General features: G+C 65.1%; 21 protein-coding genes. 14 read left to right on the forward strand and 7 right to left on the reverse strand.

The genetic code is table 11. The features are described 5' to 3' along the window. Nucleotides 1-706: 706 nt before the first annotated feature. Nucleotides 707-2,773, forward strand: a complete 2,067-nt coding sequence (locus tag HZB53_22505; GenBank protein MBI5880432.1) for a DEAD/DEAH box helicase family protein — start codon at nucleotides 707-709, stop codon at nucleotides 2,771-2,773. Between the two features lies 1 nt (nucleotide 2,774). Further along, entirely contained in the window at nucleotides 2,775-3,836 is a 1,062-nt protein-coding gene (locus tag HZB53_22510) for a hypothetical protein (GenBank protein MBI5880433.1), read from the forward strand. Nucleotides 3,837-4,199: 363 nt separating this feature from the next. Here the strand turns inward: HZB53_22510 and HZB53_22515 are convergent, their stop codons facing one another. The 3 genes from HZB53_22515 to HZB53_22525 form a co-directional block, all read right to left on the reverse strand. After that, a complete protein-coding gene (locus HZB53_22515; GenBank protein MBI5880434.1) occupies nucleotides 4,200-5,159 on the reverse strand; it encodes a pyridoxal-phosphate dependent enzyme in 960 nt (319 codons plus the stop codon). A 9-nt stretch (nucleotides 5,160-5,168) separates the two neighbouring features. Then, a complete protein-coding gene (locus HZB53_22520) occupies nucleotides 5,169-6,074 on the reverse strand; it encodes an amidohydrolase family protein (protein MBI5880435.1) in 906 nt (301 codons plus the stop codon). 208 nt (nucleotides 6,075-6,282) lie between these two features. Further along, a complete protein-coding gene (locus HZB53_22525; protein MBI5880436.1) occupies nucleotides 6,283-6,987 on the reverse strand; it encodes a GntR family transcriptional regulator in 705 nt (234 codons plus the stop codon). A 153-nt stretch (nucleotides 6,988-7,140) separates the two neighbouring features. Here HZB53_22525 and HZB53_22530 point away from each other — a divergent pair, with 153 nt between their 5' ends. The 12 genes from HZB53_22530 to HZB53_22585 all read left to right on the forward strand — a co-directional run bounded on the left by HZB53_22530 (nucleotide 7,141) and on the right by HZB53_22585 (nucleotide 21,379). Further along, nucleotides 7,141-8,256, forward strand: a complete 1,116-nt coding sequence (locus HZB53_22530; GenBank protein MBI5880437.1) for a zinc-binding alcohol dehydrogenase — start codon at nucleotides 7,141-7,143, stop codon at nucleotides 8,254-8,256. A 6-nt stretch (nucleotides 8,257-8,262) separates the two neighbouring features. After that, nucleotides 8,263-9,282 carry a Gfo/Idh/MocA family oxidoreductase gene (locus HZB53_22535; protein MBI5880438.1) on the forward strand — a complete coding sequence of 340 codons (1,020 nt, stop codon included), beginning with the start codon at nucleotides 8,263-8,265 and terminating at the stop codon, nucleotides 9,280-9,282. Between the two features lie 103 nt (nucleotides 9,283-9,385). After that, nucleotides 9,386-10,759, forward strand: coding sequence for an extracellular solute-binding protein (locus tag HZB53_22540; protein ID MBI5880439.1), 1,374 nt, complete (start codon nucleotides 9,386-9,388; stop codon nucleotides 10,757-10,759). A gap of 64 nt (nucleotides 10,760-10,823) precedes the next feature. Further along, nucleotides 10,824-11,759 carry a sugar ABC transporter permease gene (locus HZB53_22545; GenBank protein ID MBI5880440.1) on the forward strand — a complete coding sequence of 312 codons (936 nt, stop codon included), beginning with the start codon at nucleotides 10,824-10,826 and terminating at the stop codon, nucleotides 11,757-11,759. 5 nt (nucleotides 11,760-11,764) lie between these two features. Further along, nucleotides 11,765-12,601 carry a carbohydrate ABC transporter permease gene (locus HZB53_22550; GenBank protein MBI5880441.1) on the forward strand — a complete coding sequence of 279 codons (837 nt, stop codon included), beginning with the start codon at nucleotides 11,765-11,767 and terminating at the stop codon, nucleotides 12,599-12,601. Continuing rightward, nucleotides 12,601-13,704 carry an ABC transporter ATP-binding protein gene (locus HZB53_22555; GenBank protein ID MBI5880442.1) on the forward strand — a complete coding sequence of 368 codons (1,104 nt, stop codon included), beginning with the start codon at nucleotides 12,601-12,603 and terminating at the stop codon, nucleotides 13,702-13,704. The genes HZB53_22550 and HZB53_22555 overlap by 1 nt, the downstream gene beginning before the upstream one ends. A 14-nt stretch (nucleotides 13,705-13,718) precedes the next feature. Continuing rightward, complete coding sequence (locus HZB53_22560) at nucleotides 13,719-14,840, forward strand: mandelate racemase/muconate lactonizing enzyme family protein (protein MBI5880443.1); 1,122 nt, start codon at nucleotides 13,719-13,721, stop codon at nucleotides 14,838-14,840. 7 nt (nucleotides 14,841-14,847) lie between these two features. Then, nucleotides 14,848-16,689 carry a S9 family peptidase gene (locus tag HZB53_22565; GenBank protein ID MBI5880444.1) on the forward strand — a complete coding sequence of 614 codons (1,842 nt, stop codon included), beginning with the start codon at nucleotides 14,848-14,850 and terminating at the stop codon, nucleotides 16,687-16,689. A 60-nt stretch (nucleotides 16,690-16,749) separates the two neighbouring features. Then, nucleotides 16,750-17,754, forward strand: coding sequence for a C-terminal binding protein (locus HZB53_22570; GenBank protein ID MBI5880445.1), 1,005 nt, complete (start codon nucleotides 16,750-16,752; stop codon nucleotides 17,752-17,754). Nucleotides 17,755-17,865: 111 nt separating this feature from the next. Further along, nucleotides 17,866-18,906 carry a Gfo/Idh/MocA family oxidoreductase gene (locus HZB53_22575; protein ID MBI5880446.1) on the forward strand — a complete coding sequence of 347 codons (1,041 nt, stop codon included), beginning with the start codon at nucleotides 17,866-17,868 and terminating at the stop codon, nucleotides 18,904-18,906. 616 nt (nucleotides 18,907-19,522) lie between these two features. Next, the gene (locus HZB53_22580; protein MBI5880447.1) at nucleotides 19,523-20,290 is read left to right on the forward strand and encodes an SDR family oxidoreductase; all 768 of its coding nucleotides are present in this window, start codon (nucleotides 19,523-19,525) and stop codon (nucleotides 20,288-20,290) included. A gap of 234 nt (nucleotides 20,291-20,524) precedes the next feature. Continuing rightward, entirely contained in the window at nucleotides 20,525-21,379 is an 855-nt protein-coding gene (locus tag HZB53_22585; protein ID MBI5880448.1) for an MBL fold metallo-hydrolase, read from the forward strand. A gap of 78 nt (nucleotides 21,380-21,457) precedes the next feature. On the opposite strand, the gene HZB53_22590 is transcribed toward HZB53_22585, so the two are convergent. The 4 genes from HZB53_22590 to HZB53_22605 form a co-directional block, all read right to left on the reverse strand. After that, nucleotides 21,458-21,694: a hypothetical protein gene (locus HZB53_22590; GenBank protein ID MBI5880449.1), complete on the reverse strand. Its 237-nt coding sequence runs from the start codon at nucleotides 21,692-21,694 to the stop codon at nucleotides 21,458-21,460. Nucleotides 21,695-21,947: 253 nt separating this feature from the next. After that, nucleotides 21,948-22,385 carry a hypothetical protein gene (locus HZB53_22595; protein MBI5880450.1) on the reverse strand — a complete coding sequence of 146 codons (438 nt, stop codon included), beginning with the start codon at nucleotides 22,383-22,385 and terminating at the stop codon, nucleotides 21,948-21,950. Between the two features lie 586 nt (nucleotides 22,386-22,971). After that, nucleotides 22,972-24,138 carry a zf-HC2 domain-containing protein gene (locus HZB53_22600; protein ID MBI5880451.1) on the reverse strand — a complete coding sequence of 389 codons (1,167 nt, stop codon included), beginning with the start codon at nucleotides 24,136-24,138 and terminating at the stop codon, nucleotides 22,972-22,974. A gap of 98 nt (nucleotides 24,139-24,236) precedes the next feature. Continuing rightward, a complete protein-coding gene (locus HZB53_22605; GenBank protein MBI5880452.1) occupies nucleotides 24,237-24,800 on the reverse strand; it encodes a sigma-70 family RNA polymerase sigma factor in 564 nt (187 codons plus the stop codon). Nucleotides 24,801-25,122 lie beyond the last annotated feature (322 nt).

Consider the following 25,122-nt stretch of genomic DNA (forward strand, 5'->3'; position numbering starts at 1 on the left):
ATGCACTAGAAGCCGGGCGTGAGGATGGCCATCGAAATCACCGAGAAAGTCGTTGGGGAGGCACGGGTTGATGGCTGAACCCGTGTTAGGTCTCCAGCCGCTTGTCTCGGCCTCAAGCAGGTGAGCGGCTGTGCCGGGCGTCCGAAGGCGTGCATCACCCGCTACTCAAACCTACCTATCGCGGCCGCTCGCCAATGGGAATAGACGCCAAGCGCAACGGCCTTGACGCCAGCAATTCTCATTTTGGAGTCGGCTGCCAATATGCCCCCTCATCCCCTGCCCCTTCTCCCCCGCGCGCGCGGCGGAGCAGGGGAAAAGCTAACGGGGAGGGCAGCGCCGCTTTTTCGGCGGGCCAGCTTGCGTGACAAGCGCCTGAGAGCCAGCGCATCGCAAGCGGCATTGGAAAGTACCCGTACAAAGCCAAATTGAGAATTGCTGGCCTTGACGCATCCGCAGCATACGACTAAAGTATCCATATGCACCCATGTGAGATTCCCATGCAGAAGGGCCAGCTACGAGGCGAGAATCTGTGGCGGAACGCCATATGTCCCACCGGCCTGACGCCTAAACGCGCGGCTCCCGAGGCCGCTTGGCAACGACTGCTCGAGGTTGAAACCCGGCCGCGCATCTGCCCTCTACGCAGCACCACCATGTGCATGGACGATGATGTCGCATCCCGTAACGCGCGGGTGCAGGAGTCAATGGGTTGACCACCAGCCCTCTCTTCCAGATCGGCGACCGCTTCGAACTGTACCCGGCGCCGGGCGACCTACGGCACGGGGTGCTGCCCCTGGAGCCCGCATTGAGTAGCGTCTTCGCGCAGCGCGAGATCGTCATCACGTCCAACGACGCGGCCGACGTGGCGCGGATCGCCTATGACTCCGAGCGCAACGCGTTGCAGAGCCCGCAACTGCGCCACCTGGAGAGTCAGCCAGGACTGCTCGTGCTGGAGTGTGCTGGAACCGACCCGTACCGCTTCCGGCTGATGGTCGAGCCGCCACCCGCCGTGCAATTGCCGGTGGCGCCATCCGGTGCGCCGGTCACATATTCCGCCGACGATAGCCAGTTTCTGTATGCCGACCGGCGCACGATGGCGCACTGGAATAATTTCCGTCTCAGTTTGCAAGCCGAGCACCTCGGCATGGTCGCGGGCTTCGACCAACTGCTTTGCCTGCCGTGGCTGCGCGACGTCGAGTTGCTCGACCACCAGTTACGCTCGGCGCGCACCGTGTTGCGCCGCCTGCGCGGGCGTGCGCTGCTCTGCGACGAGGTCGGACTGGGGAAGACGATCGAAGCCGGCATCGTCATGCTGGAGCTGATCGTGCGCGGGCTGGCGCGCCGAGTCTTGATCCTCACGCCGCCGTCATTGGTGGAGCAATGGCAGGGCGAGTTGAGACGCAAATTCGGCCAGGACTTTGTCGCCTACGACGACCCGGCGTTCCGTGCGGGAGGCCCCGGCGCCTGGGCGGCCCATGACCGCATCGTCGCCTCCTACCATACCGCCAAGCGCGAGCCGCACCGCAGCGCGATCCTGGCGCAGGATTGGGATTTGCTGATTGTCGACGAAGCCCATCATTTCCGAAAGCGCCGCACTCTGCTGTGGCAGATGGCCGCCGAGTTGCGCCGGAAATACGTTCTGCTGCTCACCGCCACGCCTGTGCAGAACGACCTCGATGAGCTGTTCAACCTGGTGACCCTGCTGCAGCCCGGCCTGTTGAGCACGGCGCGCTCGTTCCAGCGCCAGTACGTCGACCGGCGCGACAAACTGATGCCGCGCAACGTCGAGCAATTGCACCAATTGCTGGCCGAAGTGATGGTGCGCAACCGCCGCTCGACGGTCGGCATTGCGCTCACGCGTCGCACCGCGCGCACGCGGCTTGTCACCTTCGGCGAGCGCGAGCGTGCCCTCTATGTGGCCGTGTCGCAGTTTGTCCGACGTCATCTGGCCGCCGCCGACAGCCGGCGCGTGATCACGCGCATTGCGCTGGTCACCCTGCAAAAAGAACTGGGTAGCTCCAGCCAGGCCGCCGTGCCCACGCTAGAACGCCTGGCGCTGGACGAGCGGCTCTCGGATGGCGACCGCCAGGAACTGCATGCACTGGCCGCGCTGGCGCGCGAGACCGGCGACAGCGCTAAAGCCGATGCGCTGCTGGCGCTGCTCAACGAGTTCCCGGACAAGATGGTCGTCTTCACCCAGTTCCGCGCCACGCAAGCGTGGCTGGCTGCGCGGCTCGCGCAAGCGGGCGAGCGCGTGGCCGTCTTCCACGGCGGGTTAAAGCGGCTGGAAAAGGAAGCGGCGATCCGCGCCTTTGAGGGCGAGGCGCGCATCCTGCTCAGCACCGACGCCGGCAGCGAGGGACGCAACCTTCAGTTTTGCCACGCCATCTGCAATGTCGACTTGCCCTGGAACCCGATGAAGATCGAGCAACGTGTTGGTCGCCTGAGCCGCATCGGCCAGCGCAGCGAGGTCCAGGTATTCAACCTGGCAGCGGCCGATACGCTCGAAGCGGCGGTGCTGCACCTGCTCGAAGCCAAGATCGCGATGTTCGAGCTGGTCATCGGCGAGATCGACATGATCTTGGGCAACCTGGACGAGGATAAAGAATTCGAGGACGTCGTGACCGACCTGTGGGCCGAATCGCGCGACACAGTCGAGTTCCAGGGCGCGCTCGACCGCCTCGGCGACCAACTGCTCGCCGCCAAAGACGCCTACCTCCGCCAGCGCGCCCAGGAAGACCGGCTGTTCGGAGAGCGCTTCGCGCCGGACGGTTAACGTGAGCGATCCCCTCGAGCAATTCCTCCTCGACTACGTCGAAGCGATCGGCGGCTTGACGGATCCGATCGAGCCGCAAGTCTATGCTGTGCTGCTGCCCGATTCCGACACGCCGCGGCGTGTCGCGTTCGACCCCGACGCTCTGGCAGAGCATCCGACGGCGCAATTGCTCACCTTCGGTAGCACGCTGCTCGACGAGTGGCTCGCGCAAGCGCACATGCGCGGGCGCATCGCCATCGCGTTCCTCGACGACTTCAACGTGCGGCCACACCGGCTCGAACAGCGCCTCTCCCGAGAACTGACCCTGCCGGACTCGCTGTCCTTACAGGTACAGTCTGTTCGGCCGCTCTACGTGAGTCATGCCATCTTCTGGTTCGAAGCTACCTTCATCAGCGACGAAAAAGAGCAGGCGCTTTACTCCCTGGCGCTCGACCGCACGTACGGACGGCCGGTGCGCCATCTCGACGCACTGCTGGCCGGTGAGCGCCTGGCAGACCTGCGGCGCTGGGCCTTTCCCGATGCACCCGCACGCCCGCTCGACGAGTGCTACCGTTCGGCCGTGCAAGGCGTGGGGCGCACACTGAGCGCGGAGATCAACACCCGCCGACACCAATTGCAGCACCAGGTTGCCGACCAGAGCGAGCGAATGCGGCGCTACTACACCGACCTGCGCGACGAACTGGGCGAGCGGATCGCGAAGAGCGTCGGGAGCGGCGCCGAAACCGAATCGCTGCGCCTGCGGCTGTCCGCGCTCGACCGTGAGCGGGCGCTGCGGCTCGACGACCTACACCGCAAGACCGTGCTGCGGGTGCAGTTGCGACTAGTCAATCTCCTGCACGTCAAGGCGCCACGCCTCTTCCTCGCGTGCCAGTTGTTGCCTATGGCGGGCCGCCACATCGGCGCGTTCCGGCCTCGACCCCTGACGCTGACGTGGGACCCGCTTGTCGAAAAGGCCGACGCGCTCGATTGCCCTAGCTGCAACCACCCGACACTGGAGTTGCGACTGAACTCCGCGGGCGTGCTCGGCTGCCCGCACTGCGGCCCTGCACCCGCCAAACGATAGACGGTTGGGTTCCTCACACATTTTGGCACATCCGATCTCGCGTGGGCAATGGCACTGCCGGATGGCACGAACAAGCCCAGAATAAGTGCGACTGGCGTGCAGCGCGCGGACAAACTCGCCTTTGATCTTGTCATTTGCGCGGTCGCCCTCCCGAGGCTGGCAAGCAAGATCGTGCAATACGTGATGGACGTCTGGGGGCAAACACGAGTCGCCGCACTGGCAGTGTGCAGTGTCAGCGGCGCTGATCCTGCATCACCTCCTTTTATATCTCCATGGATGCTGCGAATGGTGTCGCGTTCGCGGTAAAGTCATGCGCCGTGGTATCGGACGGTTGTCCCGTCCGGGTTATGGATATATGCCTGCTCAGACCATCGTCAGCGCCTTGCCCAGCGTGCCCGCGTCGAGATTGCGGCCGGACAGCACGAGCGCCACGCGCCGCCCGGCGAACTCGGTGGGGTAGCGCAGCAGCGCGGCTAGCGGCGCCGCCGCCGCGCCCTCGACGATCAGCGCGTGGTGCTTTGCGATCAGCGCGATACCATGCATCAGTTCATCTTCGCTCACCAGCTTGATCGTGTCGACCGTCTTCTGCATGACACCGAACGCCGCCTCGACCGGACCGGTCGTGGCAATGCCGCCGGCGAACGTCTCGCACGGCGCGGAGACGACCCTGCCTTCCTGCCACGACTGCCAGACGCCAAGCGCTGCCTCGGACTGCACGCCGACGAGTCGGATCGACGGCTTGAGACCGCGCGCGGCGATACCGCAACCAGCAATGAAATTGCCGCCGCCGACCGGCACGACCATCACCTCGATCTCCGGTTTTTCGTTCAAAATCTCGTAGGCGACGGTGCCAGCCCCGGCCATGATCGCCGGGTCCTCACCGTCTTCCAGGTAGAGCATGCCGTTGGCCTGCGCCATGCTGCGCGCGACCGCGCAACTGGCATTCCAGTTCGCGCCCTCGATGATGATGCGCGCTCCGGCGTCCTCGATCGTCTGCCACTTGATCTCCGGCACACCGACCGGCAGCACGACGGTGGCCGCCACGCCGCACTGTTTCGCCGCCCACGCCACCGCGCCCCCGTGGTTGCCAGTCGAGGCGGTAATGACGCCGCGCGGCTTCTCTGCGTCGGTCATCGCGGCCACGCGGTTGATCGCGCCGCGCCCTTTGAAGGAGCCGATCGGCGCGAGGCATTCCAGCTTCAGCCAGACGTCGCAGCCAGTCAGGCGCCCGAGCGCGGGCGACGGCCAAAGCGGCGTGCGGAGGCGGTAGGCATCGACCACGGTTTGCGCGCGAGCTACATCTTCGAAAACGGGTAGGTTCATGTCGGGTTTCTAGATCAACGTTCCGGCCAGCGCCTGCGTGTGCCCCGCGGGCGAGAGCGTCAGCACGCCGTTGACCAGCACGTACTCGATGCCGTCGGGGTAGCGGTTGGGCACGGCCTCGGTCGTGTTGTCGCGCACGGTGTGCGGGTCGAAGACGACGACGTCGGCCGCCATGTGCTCGCTCAGCAAGCCGCGGTCCTTCATGTTCATTGACGCCGCGGGCAGGGCGGTCATGCGCCGGACGGCATCCTCGAGCGTGTAGAACGCCTCGTCGCGCACATAGCGGCCGAGCACGCGCGCCGTGTAGCCGTACGCTGAGGCGTTCATCGTGAAGTTGGCCAGTGGGCCGTACGGCGCAGCAATGGCGCCGTCGCTCTCCATCGCGCACAACGGCGAGCGCATCAGTTCCTTCAGGTCCTGCTCGGTGGCGTAGATGTGGCGCAGCAGGGCCGTGTAAAAATCCTCGCCGTCCTCGATCAGCCGATCGCAGATCGCCTGGTAGGCGGGCTGGCCGCGCAGTTCGGCGATCTTCTGCAAGGTCTGCCCGACCAGATGCGGGTTCTTCTTCGAGTAGGTCAGCACCAGCCCGGCGATGCCGTCGACGCGCAGCAGGTAGTTGGTCGGCTGGGCGAACGCCTCGGCGTCGCTCAACTTCGCCAACCCGTCGGCCGGGCGGCCCTCGTACACGACCGGCGGCAACAGCGCGGCCACCGGTCCGGGGCCCCAGACGTCCGGGAAGGTGTCGACATGCACCGGCACGCCTTTGCCGGCGGCGTCAATGCGCTGGCGCGCCTCGCGTCCATCCAGCGCACCGATCGCCGCGATACGTCCGGCGGCGATGCCCACATCGGCGCGACGCGCCGGCGCTCCGCTGCCGTCTACCACTAACCCTTCAGAGATGATGGCGTCAAACACGGTCGACCGCCTTGTTGGCTGCGATTCGTTCCCTCGCTCTACGGCAGCAGCCTGGGCCGCGGCACCGCCTGCGCTACGGCGCCACCGCCCATGGCTTCAGGCAAGAATAGACGAAATCGTTGCTCGCTGCCGCCATGTCGACCTTTCTGCCCATGCGCGAGCCGGCGCCGACAGCAACGGGGATGTGGCTGCCCACCATGCCGGTGACTCAGTCGCCGGCTGTCACCTGCGCGTAACTGCGGCTGACCTGCTGGTACGACTCCTGCAGGTGTGAGTCCAACGCTTCGAGTGCAACGCGCTCATCGCCGCTGCAAATCGCGTCGAGCAGTTCCTGATGACGATTCACGATCGACTGCCCGAAGCCCTTCGCGCCGACGTGCCGGGACAGCAGCATCACATGAATCTGCGACTTCATGCCGCGCCAGCAGTCGTAGAGTCGACGATGCTGCGCCACGCGGTAGATGACGTCATGGTACTGCATGTCCAGCTCGGCGGCTTGCTGGCCGGTCAGACCTTGAACGCTGGCGGTTCTCAGGTCGGCCATCACGGCGGCGAGCGCGGCGCAGCCCTCGACCGCGTTCAAGCGCATCATGCGCTGGACGGCCAATCGCTCGATCACCGAGCGCAGGCTGTATACCTCTTCCAGGTCTTCCAGGGACAGGCGCGCCACAAAAGCGCCGCGGTTGCGATAGGCAATCACCAGTCCCTCGCGCTCGAGGAGCGTCAGCGCCTCGCGCACCGGACCGCGGCTGACGTCCAGTGTCGCCGCCAAATACTCCTCGCGCAGGCGCGCGCCCGGCTCCAGTTTCCCTTGCAGGATCGCGTCGCGAATACGCTCGGCGACATCGTCGGCGAGGCTACGCTTTGGCGAGGGAGCGAGAATGTCTTTTAGGTTGACGTCGTTGGCGGTCATGCACACCTCTGGAAAGTACATGCATTTTATGCGGATGTTGGCATGTTGTCAATTGTTTACAATTGACAACATGCCGTGGTATGTTATACTAGCGCCACTTTTCCTGCGAATACGTCGCGTTCAGCACCCCCAAAGTGTTTTCAGGAGCACTCCATGAAAAGAGTAGTGGCCGCTCAGGGTCGCGCCATTGTCATCGATATGCCCGAACCGGAGTTGCGTGCAGGCGAGGTGCTGGTCGCGCCGGTCTTTTCCGCGATCAGCAGCGGCACGGAAATGCACATCATCGAAAGCACGGCGCGCCCGGAGACGACCGGTGACGACACGTATCCGAGCCTGCGCAACCCTAAGGCGCCGCAACTGCGCAAGCAGGGTGTGCGCTGGCCCGGCCCCGCGCCGCGCGGGCAAATGCCCGGCACCGCATCCGTCGGCTACAGCCTGGCCGGCACCGTGGTCGCCGTCGCGCCGGACGTCGTCGATGTGAAACCTGGCGAACGAGTGGCCTGCTCCGGCAACCAATGCGCCGTCCATGCGGAACGCGTCGCGGTCCCGCGCAACCTTGTCGCCCAGGTGCCGGCCAACGTGCCGTTTGAACAGGCGGCGTTTGTGACGCTCGGCTGTGTCGCCATGCACGGCCTGCGCCGGACCGATTGCCGCTTCGGCGAAACGGTCGTGGTGTACGGCCTGGGACTGCTCGGCCTGCTGACCGTGCAGATCGCGAAGCAGGCCGGCATGTACGTACTCGGCCTGGATGTGGACGACCGGCGCGTGCAGCAGGCGCTGGCGCTGGGCGCGAACCGCGCGTTGAACCCGAGCCGCGAAAACCCGATCGACGCGATCCTGGAGATGACTGACGGCTTCGGCGCGGATGGCGTGGTGCTGACCGTCTCGACGCCGTCGAGCGAGCCGCTCAACCTGTCGTTCGATCTGTGCCGCCAGCGCGGGGTGGTGGTGGGCGTCGGCGCGTTCGGCATGGACATTCGCCGCGACCGCATGTACGCGCGCGACGTGACGTTCTACCCGTCACTGGCCTACGGGCCCGGTCGGTATGACACGGTATACGAGGAAGGCAACGTCGATTTTGCCATCGGCTATGTGCGCTGGCCGGAGAACCGGAACCAGAACGCGTTCCTGCGCCTGTTGTCCGAGTCGCGCGTCTCAGTCGAGGCGCTGGCCCCGGTTCGGGTGCCGCTGGCCGAAGCGCCGCGCGCCTACGAGCTGTTGAAATCAGCCGACCGGCCGCCGACGGTGCTGCTGACCTACGCTGGTTGATGCGTCATGAGCAAACCCCTGAATGTGGGCGTGATCGGCTGCGGCGCGCGCGCGCGCCTGTACTGCGAGGCGGCGCATGGCGTGCCCGGCTTGAAGCTGCAGGCGTACGCCGATGTGCGCCCGGACGCGGTCAGTCAGTTCCTCGCTGACTTTGGCGGCGCGTATGCCACGGCAGACGCCGCGCGCGTGCTTTCCGATCCGGACCTGCAGGCCGTGTTCATCTGCACCTGGCACGATACGCACACCGCGTACGCCGTGCAGGCTGCGCGTAACGGCAAGCACCTGCTGATCGAGAAGCCGATGGCGTTGACGATTGATGAATGCTGGCAGATAGAGGAGGCGGTCGCCAAAGCCGGCGTGACGGCGTGCGTGGGACTGAAGATGCGTTTCATGCCGGTCGTGCGTCGCGTGCGGCAACTGGTCGGCCCACCACTGCTGCTGGTCGGGCAGATGATGAACAACCGCGTGCCCGACGACATCTGGTCGCTGCAGCCAGTGATTGGCGGCGGCACGGTGCTGGGCGCGGGCTGCCACACGGCCGACCTGCTCTGCTACCTGGCCGGCTCCGACCCGATCGAGGTCTTCGCCGCCGGCGGCCACGGCATCCACCAGCGCGCCGATATGGTCGACAACGTCGTGGCGACGATCAAGTTTGCGAACGGCGTCGTGGCCAGCCTGGTGCACGGCGATCCCGGCCGCAACCCGTACACCTCGACCTTCTTCTGCGAGGTGTTCGGCGCGGACAAGGGCGCCTGCCTCTACGACCGCTTTCACCAGGCGACGCTCTGGGGCGTAACCCCGGCCCGGCTCGGCGTTGCCGACATGGGCGAGGCCGAGCGGAGCGACCTCGAAGGCGACCAGACGCTCTTGCGACACTTCGCCGACAGCGCGCTGAATGGCACGCCGTGCGAAGCTGACGCGCGCGCCGGGCGCATCGCGACCACCACAATGGTCAAAATCCTGGATTCAATCCGGACGGGTCAGCCGCAGCAAATCGAGGCGGACTGGCGCAACCGTTACGACTAGCGGGCGCACACCAGCCGGAAAGGAGGCACACCTTCGCCTGGCAGTTCCGTTGATCACGTCGTTTTTTCCATGCGCATGAACCCGAAAATGGGAGGAGAAGAAGATGTTGGATCCCAAGACACCCCGGTTGTCACGCCGTACGTTCTTGAAGCTGGCCGGCTCCAGCACGCTGGTTGCCGCCATCGCAGCCGCCTGCGGCCCGTCAAGCACGCCGGCCCCCGCAGCGACCACCGCCCCGGCGGCCGCCACCAAGGCCCCGGCCGTGGTCGCCAAGCCGTTCGCGGGCAAAGAGCTGTTCATCTTCGCCGGCAACCACCATGACACGAACGTGCGCGACCTGTGGGTCCCGCTGTTCCAGGACAAGACCGGCGCCAAGGTTACGTACACCTCGATCGCCGGCGGCGATGCCGACGCCAAGTACGGCGTCTTCCTCGCCTCGCAGGACGGCTCGCAGGACGTCATGTACACCTGGGAGACGTTCAACGCCAAGTTCAACAAGAACCTGTTCGAGGACGTCACCGCGACGTTCAAGAAGGAACTGCTGGCCGGCCTGACCGAGCCCGCGCTCAAATCGCTGACATTCATCGACAAGATGTACGGCATTCCGTTCGATTCCAACATGGCGATCTTCATGTGGAACACGGAGCTTTACAAGCAGGCGGGCCTCGACCCGAACAAGCCGCCGCAGAATTGGACGGAGTTCGCCGATTACAGCAAGAAACTGTCGACCGGCGGCAACTACGGCACGCTGTTCACACTGGGCGACCCGAATTCGAGCTTCTTCACCTTTATCACGCTCTTCAACTCGACCGGCGGCAAGCTAATCAGCGACGACCTGAAGAAGCTGACGGTAGACACGCCCGAGGGCTTGATGGCGTTGCAGGCGTTCTACGATGGCGTCGTCACCAGCAAGTTCATCGACCCGGCCGGCCTGTCGATCGCCTCGTCGATCGAGCAGGGCAAGGTCTATCGCGGCGGCAAGATCGGCCACTACTTCGCCTTCCCAAACCACTTTCCGCTGGCCGAAGACCCGACGCAGTCGCAGGTCGTCGGCAAGTCGAAGACTGGCATCATCCCCGGTCTCAAGCTGCGCTCCGGCTCCGGCAACGGCGTCGAGGGCTACGCCATCAACAAGTTCTCGAAGAACAAGGACGTGGCGATGGGCTGGCTGGAGTTCATCGTCTCGCCCGATGTGCAGAAGCTGGTCGCCACAAAGTGGGGCCGCCCGCCGGCGGTGAAGGCGACGTTTGACGACGCCGACGTGAAGACGTCGTCGCCGCAGTTCGCCGCTGTCTCCGAGCAGGTCAAGTACCCGGCGCCGCGCTACGGCTCGCCGTTCTACTTCGATCTCGGCACGGTGTTCAACGATTACATGAACCGCATGCTGAAGGGCGGCATCACGCCGCAGGATGCGGTCAAGACGATCCAGACTGAGGGCCAGAAAGCGATCGACGCCTACTGGGCCAAGGTCAAGTAACCAGATCGCGAGGGAGGGGGACGGGGTCGCGGCGGCAAAGCCGCCGCGACCCCGTACGAAGCCTATGAGCACGTCAACGAACGCCAGCCCGCCGCCGCGCGCGGGATTCTGGCAACGCATTGACCGGATGGAGGCGAACCGCTTCGGCCTGCTGCTGTTCGTGCCGACGCTGCTGCTCCTGCTGGTCTTCCTGGCCGTGCCGATCACCTTCGCGGTGGTTGCCAGCCTGAACTCGATTGAGCTGACGATCTCCCCGGACTGGTCGTTCGTCGGCCTGCAGAACTACGCCGACCTGCTGACCAACCGGAGCGTGGTGGAGGCCCTGCCGCGCACGCTCTACTTCGCCGCGCTGACCATCGCGCTGAGCGTGTCGCTGTCGCTCACGCTGGCGCTGGTGCTGAACGAGCGGTTCCGCGGGCGCGATCTGGTGCGCGTGCTCGTGCTGCTGCCGTGGGCGGTCGCCCCGGTGGTCAGCGGCGTCATGTGGCGCTACATGTTCCACGACCGCTATGGCCTGATCAACGCGCTGCTCTACGGCGGCGGCTTCATCACGCAGTACGTCACCTGGTTCAGCGATCCGTGGTTCGCGCTGAGCATTGCCAGTATCGCCACGACGTGGAAGTCGCTGCCGTTCCTGACGCTGACCTTGCTGGCCGGCATGCAGGGCATCCCGGAGTCGCTCTTTCGCGCCGCCAAGATGGACGGCGCCAGCATCTTCCATCGCTTCCGCTACGTCGTGCTGCCGCACCTGCGCAGCATCCTGATCTTTATCACGGTGCTGCAGTTGATCGTCTCGCTGCAGGCCTTCGACCTCATCTATACCCTGACGCGCGGCGGGCCGGGCCAGGGGACCGTCGTATTGAACTACCTGACCTATGTCAACGCCTTCGAGCGCCTGAGCGACGGCAACGCCTCCGCGCTGGCAATTGTGGTGTCGCTGCTGATCATGTCGTTGAGCGCGCTGTCGCTGTCGCTCATGGCGCGGCAGGGAAAGCGATAAGCCCGATGCGCGACTTTGTCTATACATGGGTGCGCCCTATTCTGCTCTATGCGCTGGTCGTGTTCTTCCTCGTCTGGACGGTCGCCCCGGTCACCTGGATCGCGATCATGAGCATCCAGCCGGAGATCAACTACGTGGCGGTGCCGCCGCACCTCAGCCTGGAGCAGGTCAGCCTGCGCTGGTACATCGAGATGCTGTCGCAGCCCGACGTGGTGGACTCGCTCAAGAACAGCGTCATCATCTCGGGCGTCACGACCGTGGTCTGCCTGACGTTCGGCGCCCTGGCGGCCTACCCGCTGGCGCGCCTGAACATCGCGCGAAAGAACCTCTTCCTGGGCATTAGTGTCTTCGCGCGCATGATCCCCTCGATGGTGCTGATTATCCCGATGTTCCTGCTCATGCGGCAACTGCGCCTGCTGGACACCTATCTGGCGCTGATCATCGTCTACACGGCGTTCCTGCTGCCGTACGTTATCTGGATGCTCAAGAACTTCTTCGAGCAGATTCCGTATGCGCTTGAGGCGGCCGCCCGCATGGACGGCTGCTCGCGGCTCGAGGCGCTCTTCCGCGTGTTGATACCGGTGGCCGGGCCGGGGGTGGTCGCCACGGCGGTCTTCACATTCGTCGGCGCGTGGAACGAGTTCTTGTTCGGGCTTATCCTGTCGACGCGTTACTCGGTGCCGATCACGGTCAAACTATCCGCGCTGGTCAGCACGACCTTCCAGTCCGACAACTCACTGGTGGCCGCCACCGGCATGCTCGCGATCATCCCGGTGGTGCTGCTCGTGTTTGTGCTCAACCGCTTTATCGTGCGCGGCCTCGTGGAAGGGATCAAATACTAATGAGCCGGGTCGTATTGCGCAACATCGCCAAATCGTTCGGGATGGTGCAGGCCGTGCGCGATGTCTCGCTGGATATTCCTGATCACACGTTCGTCACGCTGCTGGGACCGTCGGGCTGCGGCAAGACGACGACGCTGAACCTGATCGCGGGACTGGAACGGGTCTCGCGCGGCACGATCGAGTTGGGCGGGCAGGACATCACGCGCTGGGCGCCGCACGAGCGCGGCATGGCGATGGTGTTCCAGAACTTCGCGCTCTACCCGCACATGGACGTATACGGCAACATCGCGTTCGCGCTGAAGCTGGCGAAGGCGCCCAAAGCGCAGATCGACCAGCGCGTGCGCCGCGTCGCGAAGGTGCTGGAGCTGGAAGCGCTGCTGGAGCGGCGCATCTCGCAGTTGTCGGGCGGCCAGCAGCAGCGTGTAGCGCTGGCGCGCGCCATGGTCAAAGAGCCGAAAGTGTTCCTGTTTGACGAGCCGCTCTCGAACCTGGACGCGGCGCTGCGCACGCGCATGCGCATCGAGATCAAGCGTCTGCACCAGAGGTTGAAGACGACCTCGATCTTCGTCACGCACGACCAGGAGGAGGCGATGATTCTCTCGGATTACATCGCGGTCATGCGCGACGGCATGCTGGTGCAGTACGGACAGACCGAGGAGATCTACCGCCGGCCTCTGCACCACTACGTGGCCACGTTCCTTGGCAAGCCACGCATGAGTATCGTCGACGGGCACTTGGCGAGCGACCCGGCGTCCGGCATCGTGGCCTTCAAAGCCGAGGACTTGAGCCTGTCCTGGCCGCGCTCCGGGGGTGCGTCGCTGCCGGCCGCGTTCAACGCGCCGGCCATGCTCGGCATCCGCGCCGAAGATGTGAAGTTGGTCAGCGCCGCGGGAGAGGCCCCCGACGTGTTCGCGGGCGAAGTCTCCCTGCTGGAGCCGCTCGGCTCCGACACCTATGTCGAGCTGGTGCGCGGTCCGCACAACATCACGGTGCGCGTCGAGCCGGACCGGCGGCTGAAGGTGGGCGAACAGATCGCCGTGCAACTGCCGCGCGCCAAGCTGCACTTCTTCCACGCCGAATCGGGCGAGCGGATCGACGTCTAAAGGGCGGCGACCGTATGAAGATCACGTCGGTCAAGACCTACCACTTGCAGCATCAGACAAAAGAAACGGTGGGGCCGTCCACGGCTTTCTACTCGTCGCGCGGCACCCTGCTGATCAAGCTGCAGACCGACGAGGGGCTCGTCGGGTGGGGCGAGACGATCCCGTTTGCCGGTGCGCGCGCGCTCATCGAACTGCAATATACGCCGCTGCTGATCGGCCGCGACCCGCGCGAGCACCGGCGGCTCTGGCGCGAGCTGTGGGGGCCGAACTTTGGCAACGGCATTGCGCTCGGTGGGCTCGACATCGCCCTACACGACCTGCGCGGCAAGGCGCTCGGCCTGTCGGTCGGCGAGTTGTACGGCGGCCGGCTGCGCGACACGGTGCCGGTGTACGCCTCGGCGATGAACTACACGCGCGGCGTGGATGCGCGCGAGCAGTACCCGCGCGAGGCCGAAGCGCTGGCGCGGCAGGGTTTCAGCGCGCTGAAGATGCGGCTGGGCGCCGAATCGCATGCGCGCGACCGCGCGGCGGCCGCCGCCGTGCGTCAGGCGGTTGGCCCCGACATCCTGCTGATGGCCGACGGCAACGGCGCGTACAGCCTGCCCGGCGCGGTCCGCATGGGGCGCGAACTGGAGGCGCTCGACTTCTATTGGTTCGAGGAGCCGATGCCGCAGAACGAGCCGCACTACCCGGCCTACGAGCAGTTGACCGCCCAACTCGACATTGCGGTCGCTGCCGGCGAGGCGCTGGCCTCGCGCGGCGCGTTCCAGACGTTCATCAATCGCCGCGCCGCCGACATCATTCAGCCGGACGTGAGCCTGTGCGGCGGCATCGGCGAGTGCCTTTTTGTGTCCGAACTCGCGCGCATGTCAGCCGTGCAGTCGATGCCGCACTGCTGGGGCGGTGCGCTGACAGTCGCCGCGACGATTCACGTGCTGTCGCTCATCCCGGATGCGTCGTGGGCGCGTACGACCGAGCCGCCCCTGCTGGAACTCGACACGTCCGAGAACCCGTTTCGCACCGAGTTGCTGCGCGAACCGCTGGTAATGACGGATGGCAGCCTGGCGGTGCCGACCGGCCCCGGGCTTGGGGTGGAAGTCGACGAAGCGCTGATCGAGCGGTACCGTGTCGGCTAAGCCCGGCATGGCACGTCTGCTCGGCACGGACGACCTGTTCCGGCTGCGCTGGCTCGACGATCCGCAGGAGTCGCCGGACGGCCATCGAATTGCGTGCGTCGTCATGGCGCTCGACGAGGCGCTCGATGCGACGGTGTCGCAGGTGCTGGTGCTGGATGATGCCGGTCGCATGCTCCACCGCTTGGGCGCGGCGAACACACGCAGCGACTCGCCGCGCTGGTCGCCCGGCGGCGACCGGCTGGCGTTTGTCTCGGCCGATGGCGGCGCGGAGCGGATCTGGCTGGCCGATGCGTCGACCGGCGACACGCGCTGTTTGACCGCTGCGGCGACGACGGCCACCGAACCGGCTTGGTCGCCGGATGGCCGCTGGGTTGCTTACTCTGCGCCCGTTGACGGACACCGGCAGATCGGACGCTTGCCGGCGGCGGGCGGGGAGCCACAGCCGGTAACCCACGGCCAATGGCAGGCGTATGCGCCGCAATTTTCGCCGGACGGCACACGGATTGCGTTCCTGGCCCAATGTTCCACCGTGGCGCCGGCCGACGTGTGGGTCTGTTCCGCAACAGGCGGCGAGCTGAAGCGGTTGACGGCGGGAACCGGTCCGGTACGTGCGCTGGCCTGGTCGCCCGACAGCCGGTCGATTGCGTATATCGCGCATGCGCGTGGCCCGGCGCAGGGTGTCGACTTTGGCGTGTGGGTCGTGCCAAGCGAGCGAGGCGCACCGCGTCACCTGACGGACGGTTTCGGTCGCAGCGCCGGGTTGACGGTGCGCGCCGACGATTCACGCGGCACGCAGGCGCCGTCGTTGTGCTGGCTGCCGGACGGCATCTACTTTGTGTTTGCCGATGGCGGCCGCAGTCATATCGGGCGCGTTTCGCCCGGTGAGCCGGTTCAGACCGTCATCGGCGGCGACCGCGCGTGCCTTTCGTTCAGCGCGGCGGCCGGCGCGGATGTGCTGGCGTTCATCGCGGCTGAACCGCTGAATCCCGGCGATCTGCATCTGGCCCGCCATGACGGAACCGGTGAGCGCGCATTGTCACATGCGAACGACTGGCTGGGCGAGTGCGCGTTGAGCCGCCCGGAGCGGTTCACAGTCACGGCGAGCGATGGGCAAGCGATCGATGCGTGGCTGATGCGGCCGCCATCGCTGACCGGCGCGGTCAACCCGCCGCTGATCCTGCAGATTCATGGCGGCCCGCATTACCCGCTGGGCGAGCGGTTCTATTTCGATTTCCAGCGCTTGGCGGCGCAGGGTTACGCCGTGCTATACGTGAACATGCGCGGCAGCCAGGGCTACGGCGAGGCATTTGCGACCGCGATTCGAGGCGCGTGGGGCGAGCGCGACTATCTCGACTTGTTGGAATGCCTGGATGCGGCGCTGGCGCAGGGCGGTCTCGACGGCGGGCGGCTGGCCGTGACGGGCGTCAGCTATGGCGGCTACATGACCAACTGGATCATCGGGCACACGCCGCGTTTCCGCGCCGCCATCGGCGAGAACGGCATCAGCGATCTGCAGGCCAACTTCGCGACCAGCCTGCATGGCGAAGAGTTCTGGAACTGGGAACTCGGCGGCACGCCCCAGACCATGCCGGCGCGCTACCGGACGCTGTCGCCGGTGACATACGCTGCGAACGTGCAGACACCGCTGCTGCTGGTGCACGCCGAGAACGACACGAACTGCGCGATCGCTCAAAGCGAGACCATGGCCAACGCGGTGCGGGCGCACGGGGGCGTGGCGTTGCTGGTGCGCATCCCGGGCGAGGGGCACCTGATGAACCTCATCGGCACGCCGGAGCACCGCCAGCAGCGCATGGCTGCGATCGACGAATGGCTGGCGCGCTGGCTATGATTGTTCCGACTGCTCTGATTCGGGCTCAACGCATGACACTATCCGACCGGGGAGGCTGTTGTGACGCTACAAGCATTTCAAGTTGACCCCATTCCGTCGCTCATGCCCTATGCATTCGAGCGCGATTCAATTCGCGGGATGGGCGGCGAGTTCGTTATCGGCGACTGCCACACGGAGGACGACGTGCTCGCTCAGGCCGGCGCCGCGGAGATCATGATGCTTTCGTGGAAGTCGCTTCTGACGCCGCGGGTGCTGGACGGTCTGCCCAATGTCCGGCTGATCATTCGCTGGGGCGTCGGCTACGATATGATCGACGTCGGCGCGGCGACCGCGCGCGGCATCGCCGTGGCCAACACGCCCACCTACGCCACCGAAGAAGTGGCCGAGGAGACGATCGCGTTCCTGATGAATGGCGGACGGCGGGTCATGTGGTTTCACGAGCGGATGCGCGCAGGGCAGTGGCCGAATGCGATGACCAACCCGATCTACCGCATCCGAGGCCGCACGCTCGGCATCATCGGCCTGGGGCGCATCGGCTCGGCGGTCGCCTGGCGCGCGCGCGGGCTGGGCCTGCGCGTTATCGCCTACGACCGCTACGTCAGCGACGATGTCATCCGCTCCAAACAAGTCGAGCCGCGCACGTTCGAGCAAGTGCTGGCCGAGTCGGACTTTGTTTCAGTGCATGTGCCGCTGAAGGCCGACACGCGCCACCTGATGGACGCAGCCGCTTTTGCCGGCATGAAGCGCGGCGTCTTCTTCATCAACACCAGCCGCGGACCGGTGGTCGACGAGCCGGCGCTGGTTGCCGCGCTGCAGAGCGGCCAGGTCGCCGGCGCGGGGATCGACGTGTTCGAGACGGAACCGCTGCCCGTCGACGCGCCACTCCGCACGATGGAACACGCCGTGTTGCTGCCGCACAAGGCCGCCTACTCCGTGGAAAGCTGGCAAGCATTGCGGCAAGAGGCATGCGACACGGTCGGCAACTGGATACGCGACGGCTGGGCGACCAACGTCGTCAACCCCGAGGTGCGCCAATCGCTGCGTGCGCGGCGGAACGGCGGATGATCCGTGCCGGGCGAAAGCGGCTTCCAGACCCGGCGGGGCCGGCACGTATGAAGCAGAAGATCGATCAATGCCGTCACAGGGTTACCGCAACGGTAAGGTGAAGGAGACTCCATGACGAACGAGCCCGGCATAGGCATCGTAGGTTCCGGCCTGATGGCTCGCACGTACGCCGAGACGCTGGCGAAATACGTGCGCGGCTGCCGCTTTGTCGCGCTGGCCGTCGGCTCACGCGCGCCGCGGTTGGCGGCCGATTACGGCGTGGCATGCGAGCCGTCGCTCGATGCGCTGGTCGCCCGCGCCGATATTGACGGGTTGATCGTCACGACACCGGAGATGCCGCGCATCGAGCAGGTGCGCAGCGCGGCGGCGGCGGGCAAGCACCTGCTGCTCGAAAAGCCGATGGCGGCCAGCGTGGCCGAGTGCGACACGCTGATCGACATCTGCCAGCGGGCCGGCGTGATGCTGATGCAGGTGCAGAGCCAGCGCTTCCGCGCCATCCACCAGCGCATGCACCAACTGCTGAGCGAGGGCGCCATCGGGCAAGTTCGACAGATGCGCATCGTGTCGATGCTGGAGGAGCAATGGTCGAAGGCAGCGGTGGCCGACCGCCCGTTTTACCGCGACCCGCAGGGCGGCGGGCTGATGATGAGCCAGCTCGTTCACAACCTCGACATGCTGCGCTGGGTGGTCGGCGCGGAGGCGACCCGCGTTTTCGCCTGCGGCGGCTCGTTTGGCTCGCACGGCATCCCGGACATGAGCATCCAGGCGCAGATCAGCTTCGCCGGCGGCGCCAGCGGCCAGCTCTGGGTCTGCATGGAAACACCGGGTGTCGTCTTTCCGCAGAACACGTTCCGCACACAGGTGATCGGCGAGCGCGGCCTGCTCGACTTTGACGGCTACACGCATCTCGACGTGGGGACGCCCGACGGGAAATGGCAGCGCGTGATGGAGCAGGAGCCGTTCAACACGCTCGACCCGAAGGACCCGGTGCGCTTGCGGTCGTTCAGCGCGCAAAACCAGGAGTTCGTGGACGCGATTCGCGAGAAGCGGCAGCCCGCCGTCACGGCAGCCGACGGGCGGGCCGCCGTCGAGTTGGCGCAGGCCGTTCTGCAATCGGTCCACAGCGGCGTCGCGGTCGATCTGCCGCTGTAGCGGCCTGCGGCTCTCCCGCATGATCCGGCGCGTCACAGCTCTGCGGTGCGCAGCGAACGCAACTTCGATCAGGCTTGGTTAGTGGCTGAACACAAAGTGGGACAACTCGCAAGCCACGCGCGCGACCCAGCGGCCCGACGGAAAGCAGTTGGTTTCGGCCTCGGTCATAGCGCCTTCCGGGTGCCAAGCCAGCACCCCAATGAATTTGCTTATCTTGTCTCTTCTCATGCTGAATGCCGTTCCACTCTGACGCGTTCATCCATTCCCGTAAAGAGCAGCGCCGCACCTTAATCTCAGGGCGGCGCACAACCACAGATGCCCCAAAATTCATATCGGGGCGATTCATGCGTCACGTTCCCAATTCCGGCTACAACTATTTTGGCTGACAGATTGGCGAAGTCAATCACTCCCGCGAAACTGCTATTTGTAAACCATATCATTTTTGCTACACTACAGCCGCGAACTCGAGGCCCCAAGCCGCGAAGGCAGGCTAAACGAGGAGGTAAGCGTTTGAGTCTGTTGACCGCGAGCAGGGATTCGAAGCCGCACTTGTCCGGATAGACAAGGGCTACAATATCTGGGACTGAACTTTCAGCGTGACGAAGGAGACGATGGGATGGAACTACGGCTGGACGGACAAATCGCGTTGGTGACTGGCTCGAGCATGGGCATCGGTATGGCGATCGCTCGTGTGTACGGGCACGCCGGTGCGCGGGTGGTTGTCAACAGCCGCGACGACGGTCGCGCCCGCGCCGCCGCCGCGGCGCTGAAGGCGGAGGGCATCGACACGTTTCCCGTGGCGGCCGACGTGTCCAAGCCGGACGATGTCGCGCACCTGTTTGACGCGGTCGACCGGCACTGGGGCCCGCTCGATGTGCTTGTCAATAACGCGGGCGCCAATGCCATCGCGCCGTCCGAGCAGCTGCCCCTCGCGGACTGGCAGCGTACGCTTGACCTGAATCTGACCGGCGCCTTCCTCTGTGCGCAGGCGGCCGCCCAGCGCATGCTGCCGCGCGGCACGGGGGTCATCATCAACATATCGTCGATCCTCGGCGAGACCGGCCTCCAGCAGCGCGCAGCGTATGTGAGCTCCAAACATGGTCTCAATGGGTTGACGAAGGTACTGGCGGTCGAGTGGGCGGCGCGCGGCATCCGGGTACATGCCATCAATCCCGCGTATATCGCCACTGCCCTGGACATCGGCGACCAGGTGAGCGGCGGCTACACGAAGGCCGATATCGAACGTCGCACGCCCATGGGTCGCTATGGCACGGTGGACGAGGTTGCCAATACGGCGCTGTTCCTGGCCAGCAACGCGAGCTCCTACTTGACCGGAGGCCGGATCGACGTCGACGGCGGGTGGCTCGCTTACGGTGGATGGTAGCGCGGCGCAGACCGCACGCATTGCAACCCGGTATGCAAAGCAGGGCTGCCTGACTTCACGCAGCGACACTGCTGCGCGTCAAGATGATCGGACGCGTCGGGGCCGGCCGGCTGCCGCGCGGCCGGTGCGCTTGGTGCTGCGTGACGATGCTCTGCCACGGCAGACCCTGTTGCGGCGTCCTGCGCCGTGCCCAAGTAGTGTCTCGGAATCACATCCTTGTCTTCGGAGGTTGCCGTGTCTGCAATGCCCGAAACGCCATTTTTCGAAACGCGCCGTATTGGCGATGCGGTCGTCAGCGCGATCTCGGAGGGAGTCCTGCCGTGGGCGCTCGAGTTGCAGGCGCCCGAAGCCGAATGGCGTCGTGCGATGCCGGAGGCTGATGCGCAGGGCGTGGTGCCGCTTGGGCTGGTTTTGGCGCATATCCGCCTCGGCGCTGCGTCCATTCTGATTGATCCCGGCTTCGATCCGCCGGGTTCGCCGCACGACGCAGCGTGGCCCGGCCTGGTCCGCTCGCCGGGCTTGCCAGCCGCGCTCAGCGCGCTCGGCATCGCGCCGGCCGCCATCACTCACGTGCTGATTAGCCACACGCACTCCGATCATTATGCCGGCGTGACGACGGAACAGAACGGAGCGCGCGTGCCCCGCTATCCGCACGCGCGCGTCTTTGTAGGTCGCGCCGATTGGGAGCTCAACCCGCAACGCGCCGATCGGAGTTCGCTGCTGGCGACGCACCTGGGCACGCTCGCGCGGCTCGGGCTTCTGGAGTTAGTGGACGGAGACCGGGAGGTCGTGCCGGGCGTCAGCATGTTGGCTGCGCCGGGCGAATCAGCCGGCCACTGCGTCGTGCGCGTGCGCTCAAGCAGCCGCACATTCTTTTACCTTGGCGACCTCGTGCATCACGGGTGTGAGATCGCGCACCTGGACTGGGTCCCCGCGCGACGTAATGCGGCCAGCTTGCTGGAATCGCGTAAGCGCATACTGGCTGAGGCGGCGGCGAGCAACGCAACCGTGATTTACTCGCACGAACCGTTCCCGCCGTGGGGCCGGGTGGTCCGCGAGGGTAGCGGCTATCGCTGGCAACGCGAATAGACCACGCACATAGCGTTTTGGGCGATGATGCCGAAAGATCAAGCGGGCATAGCGTTGGCGCGGTCGCCTTTCCGTTGTCTAGCGCGGCATCATCAGCGCCGGCGGGCCGGACGGGCGGCGCGGTTTCCGCAAGCGCCGGAACAGCGTAAACACGCCGAGCAGCCCGGCTAACAAGCAGGCCAGCAGAGCACCCAGGCTGAGCAGCGACGTGGTGGTGTCCGCATGCGGCACCGCCGGCCTGGACACCTGGTTGCCGTACAGGTCGCGCGCCGCGATCATGCAGGTCACGCTGATCCGGTAGAGCTTGTGGCTCAAGAGCTGCTGATCGCACGAGAGCGCACTGGCGCTCTACGATCTGTCGGATGCGCACCCCGCCACGATCCACCTCACCGTGCCACGCACGACCTCGCGCTGCCATCCCGGACTGCGGCTACATACCCGTTGCCTGAGTGCAGACGAAGTGACCCAACGTGCCGGACTACCTGTCACGACCGTAGTGCGCACGATCGCCGATCTCACTATTGGGCATCGCCCTGATGAGTTGGTCCGTCAATCTGTCCAAGAGGCGCTACAGCAAGGACTCGTGACCCGCCGCGCGCTCAGCACCTATGCAGCCAAGCGCAGTGGAAAGTTCGCCCAGCTCGTCGCTGAGATCGTTCAGCTGATCCCCTTCCATCTTGTCTATCCAGCTATCGTCTCCAAAGCCGCGATACTCGCCAATTTCCGAGTCATATCCAGCGCCGTACTCTACGTAGACATCGTTGGCGATATCGTCATGCAAGGTCTGGATCGCATCCATCAATTCATTGGCATCAGCCAAGCCCTGTGCCTCCGCAACCAGCGGGCGCGGTCCCTGGCTGAGTAGCAGGCGAAAGCGTGCCTGCTGTTTCTCGTCCAGGTCCGCAAGGAAATCTCGCAACAGTGCGATAAGTTCTTCCTGGCTGAAATGGCGCAACTGCGCGGCGATGTCTTCGAGAAGCTTATTGCCTGCGATCTCGTGTTGCACAGCGGGCTTTCTGTGTTTGGGCATTCGCCTCAGTCCTATCTCTTCACCCAACTGCGACCATCTGATCTCCGTTGATCGCGACCGTCTCTTGCTACGCATTGTACACCAACGCCAAAATCAAACACCGCCTTGGGGCAATCGCGGTGTTGATATGACAAGACTCCTCCTATCAAAGGACAACTCTACCGGTTGCTCTGCGTCTTGCTCCGCACGCTCTGCATCGTCCGCTCGACATAGCCGCCGAAGCGCTCTTCGCGAAAAGGGTCACCGTGATGCCGTGTCCGGTAACGCTACGAATTATGAGGAGTCTCTGCAGCAACTCTCCGATGCACTGGATTTGCTAACGGGGTAACCGGGGGAGCTGCACCTACACTGTCGACCGGTGGTGTTGTATCAGGGCATGTGGGATAACTGGGCGACGAGCATACCGCGCGTTTTGGCACTCGCACGGGCGATGCTAGGATGCAAATGATTGCTCGGTGACTCTCGCGTGTGGGTGCAGGCCATGTTTCTGCTCTGCTTGCCTGGTGAAGCGCGGTTTGCGAGAGACCACGCTGTGTGTGCGCCATCAGTCGCGCAGGCGTGTCTAAGGGCGACCGCTCGACGACGGCCCGTTGTTGCCCGGCGGCGTGCGCGTGGCTTGCGGCGGGACATTGTTCTGGCCGGGGGGCGTCAGCGGCCGATTGCCGTTGTTGCCCGGCGGCGTGCGCGTGGCTTGCGGCGGGATGTTGTTCTGGCCGGGCGGCGTCAGCGGCCGATTGCCGTTGTTGCCCGGCGGCGTGCGCGTGGCTTGCGGCGGGATGTTGTTCTGGCCGGGCGGCGTCAGCGGCGGATTGCCGTTGTTGCCCGGCGGCGTGTGCGTGGTTTGCGGCCCCGGGTTGCTGTTAGCCGGCGGTGTGCGTGTTGACAGGGGCACATCGATCGGACTCGTCGCTATGGCGGTCGGAGACGGTGCTGGTGTCGTGCCAGCGTCGTCCGGCCGCCCCGGAGCGGATCGCTTCCATGACTTTGCGTCTTTGAGCGCACGCGTGGAACGCTCGATGGCGTCCTGCAGACCCGGCAAAGTCTGAGCAGGTGCCGTGGTCAGTAGGCGATTTAGAACCTCTACATGAGCGCCCATGGCTTCATCGGCGACACCGGCCAGCCGCGAGGCGCGCTCCATATCTGTGACCGATAGCTGTGCCAACAGCGGCGATATCCGGTCGAGTTGGGCCTGGCCGGCCGCCAGCGTTTCCGGCATCCAGTCGGTCCGGCCGATCGCCTGGAGCCGCAGCAATTCCGTCTCACGAGTACGCACGATTTCCAGGCGCGCGATGATTTCGTCGCCCGGGTCGCGCGCCAGCGCAGCCCGAACCTCTTCCGAAGCCCGCTTGACCGCATAGAGCGCGTCGCCGGGGAGGGCGTCGGCTGATGCAGCCAGCACCTGCGTGCCGCCGCCGATAACGACCAGAAGAATAACCACCAGCATGGCAAACACCATGCGGAGCGGCAACAGGCGACGCGTTGGAACCATGGCCGGCCGTAACGGTATGATGACGGGCGCGGTAAGGGGTCGATAGATCGCCCGGGCACTGGCTGATAGTGCTGGCGGCACGACAATGCCGGCGTCGGCACGCAGAATCTGACCGGCCTTGCGAAAAATCGCTGCCGTGTCTGCGCACGTATGGCAGTTGGCCACATGCGCTGCGATGCGCGCGTGTTCCGCGCCGGCGAGTTCGCCCGCAAGGTACGCTAGAAGCTGATCAGTTGACACTGGATGCTGGGCCATATGACTTTGGAGTCTATCTACTCGGTAAGAGTCGGCCTGCCAGACAAATAATACATGCTGGAGTAACTTTGGTCACCCACGGTCTAGCGCGCCCCATCAAATCCGTATTTCTTGAGAATCGACTGTAGTTTTTCAAAGCAACGGGCCCGCGTCGGTCCGATACTGCCAGGCGGAATGGATAGTTTGGCGCTCAACTGTGCATAGGTCAGCGGCGGCTCTATCAGGAAGAGCGCCGTCAGGAGTTCACGACAGCGCGGGTCTAGTTCTTGCATGGCACGTGCGACCGCCTGACGTTCCTCCCAACGATTACGCTCTATCTGTTCGTAGGCGAGCTCGTCGACGACGTCCTCGTCCAGTTCGGTCGCGGGCGGAGAAAAGCGCAGCAGGCGCAAGCACTCGCGGCGCGTGATCGTGATCAGCCAGCCGGCGAGCGCTTCGTGACTCTTGAGGGAGTGCAGTTCCCTGTAGACGATCAGGAAGACCTGCTGGAACACATCCGCCGCCTCGTCGTCATCCAGCCGGTGACGGCGGGCAATCCCGTACACCAGCGGCGCATAGCGATCGACCAGTGCGTTCCAGGCGTTCTGGTCATTGCCCAGGCAGCGAGCGACAAGTTCCGAGTCGGGCGGCGATTCCGGTACCGTCATAGGATCGATCGCAGCGCGGAAGGCCTGACGCCATTTGACCACCGGCCTGGACAACGAGCCGCACCGCCGGTGGTATCGTGCCGCGGCGCGGCGGCGCAGTTGGCCCGTGCCGTTTGTGCTTCGAGCGGCCCGCTAAGAAACTTCATTCCCGGTATTTTACTCCGTTTTGCCGAATCGAAACACATTAGACTCTATTCAAAATAGGCATTGGATCGCTTGTGGCGATAGCGTCGTCTGGTCCGGCGAAAGTTATGCAATGCGGTAGCAATACTCATCACCAGGTCTGACAACCCCGCGGCGAAATTGCGAAAGCGATCCTTGG

The organism is Chloroflexota bacterium (assembly GCA_016235055.1).
In the GTDB taxonomy this organism is placed as follows: domain Bacteria; phylum Chloroflexota; class Anaerolineae; order JACRMK01; family JACRMK01; genus JACRMK01.

What these genes read in the sequence shown, in the direction of transcription:
- HZB53_22540 (MBI5880439.1), top strand. Translation starts at nt 9,386, where the DNA reads ATGTTGGATCCCAAGACACCCCGGTTGTCACGCCGTACGTTCTTGAAG.
- HZB53_22515 (MBI5880434.1), bottom strand. Translation starts at nt 5,159, where the DNA reads ATGAACCTACCCGTTTTCGAAGATGTAGCTCGCGCGCAAACCGTGGTC.
- HZB53_22580 (MBI5880447.1), top strand. Translation starts at nt 19,523, where the DNA reads ATGGAACTACGGCTGGACGGACAAATCGCGTTGGTGACTGGCTCGAGC.
- HZB53_22545 (MBI5880440.1), top strand. Translation starts at nt 10,824, where the DNA reads ATGAGCACGTCAACGAACGCCAGCCCGCCGCCGCGCGCGGGATTCTGG.
- HZB53_22555 (MBI5880442.1), top strand. Translation starts at nt 12,601, where the DNA reads ATGAGCCGGGTCGTATTGCGCAACATCGCCAAATCGTTCGGGATGGTG.
- HZB53_22525 (MBI5880436.1), bottom strand. Translation starts at nt 6,987, where the DNA reads ATGACCGCCAACGACGTCAACCTAAAAGACATTCTCGCTCCCTCGCCA.
- HZB53_22560 (MBI5880443.1), top strand. Translation starts at nt 13,719, where the DNA reads ATGAAGATCACGTCGGTCAAGACCTACCACTTGCAGCATCAGACAAAA.
- HZB53_22605 (MBI5880452.1), bottom strand. Translation starts at nt 24,800, where the DNA reads ATGACGGTACCGGAATCGCCGCCCGACTCGGAACTTGTCGCTCGCTGC.
- HZB53_22535 (MBI5880438.1), top strand. Translation starts at nt 8,263, where the DNA reads ATGAGCAAACCCCTGAATGTGGGCGTGATCGGCTGCGGCGCGCGCGCG.
- HZB53_22550 (MBI5880441.1), top strand. Translation starts at nt 11,765, where the DNA reads ATGCGCGACTTTGTCTATACATGGGTGCGCCCTATTCTGCTCTATGCG.
- HZB53_22575 (MBI5880446.1), top strand. Translation starts at nt 17,866, where the DNA reads ATGACGAACGAGCCCGGCATAGGCATCGTAGGTTCCGGCCTGATGGCT.
- HZB53_22565 (MBI5880444.1), top strand. Translation starts at nt 14,848, where the DNA reads ATGGCACGTCTGCTCGGCACGGACGACCTGTTCCGGCTGCGCTGGCTC.
- HZB53_22530 (MBI5880437.1), top strand. Translation starts at nt 7,141, where the DNA reads ATGAAAAGAGTAGTGGCCGCTCAGGGTCGCGCCATTGTCATCGATATG.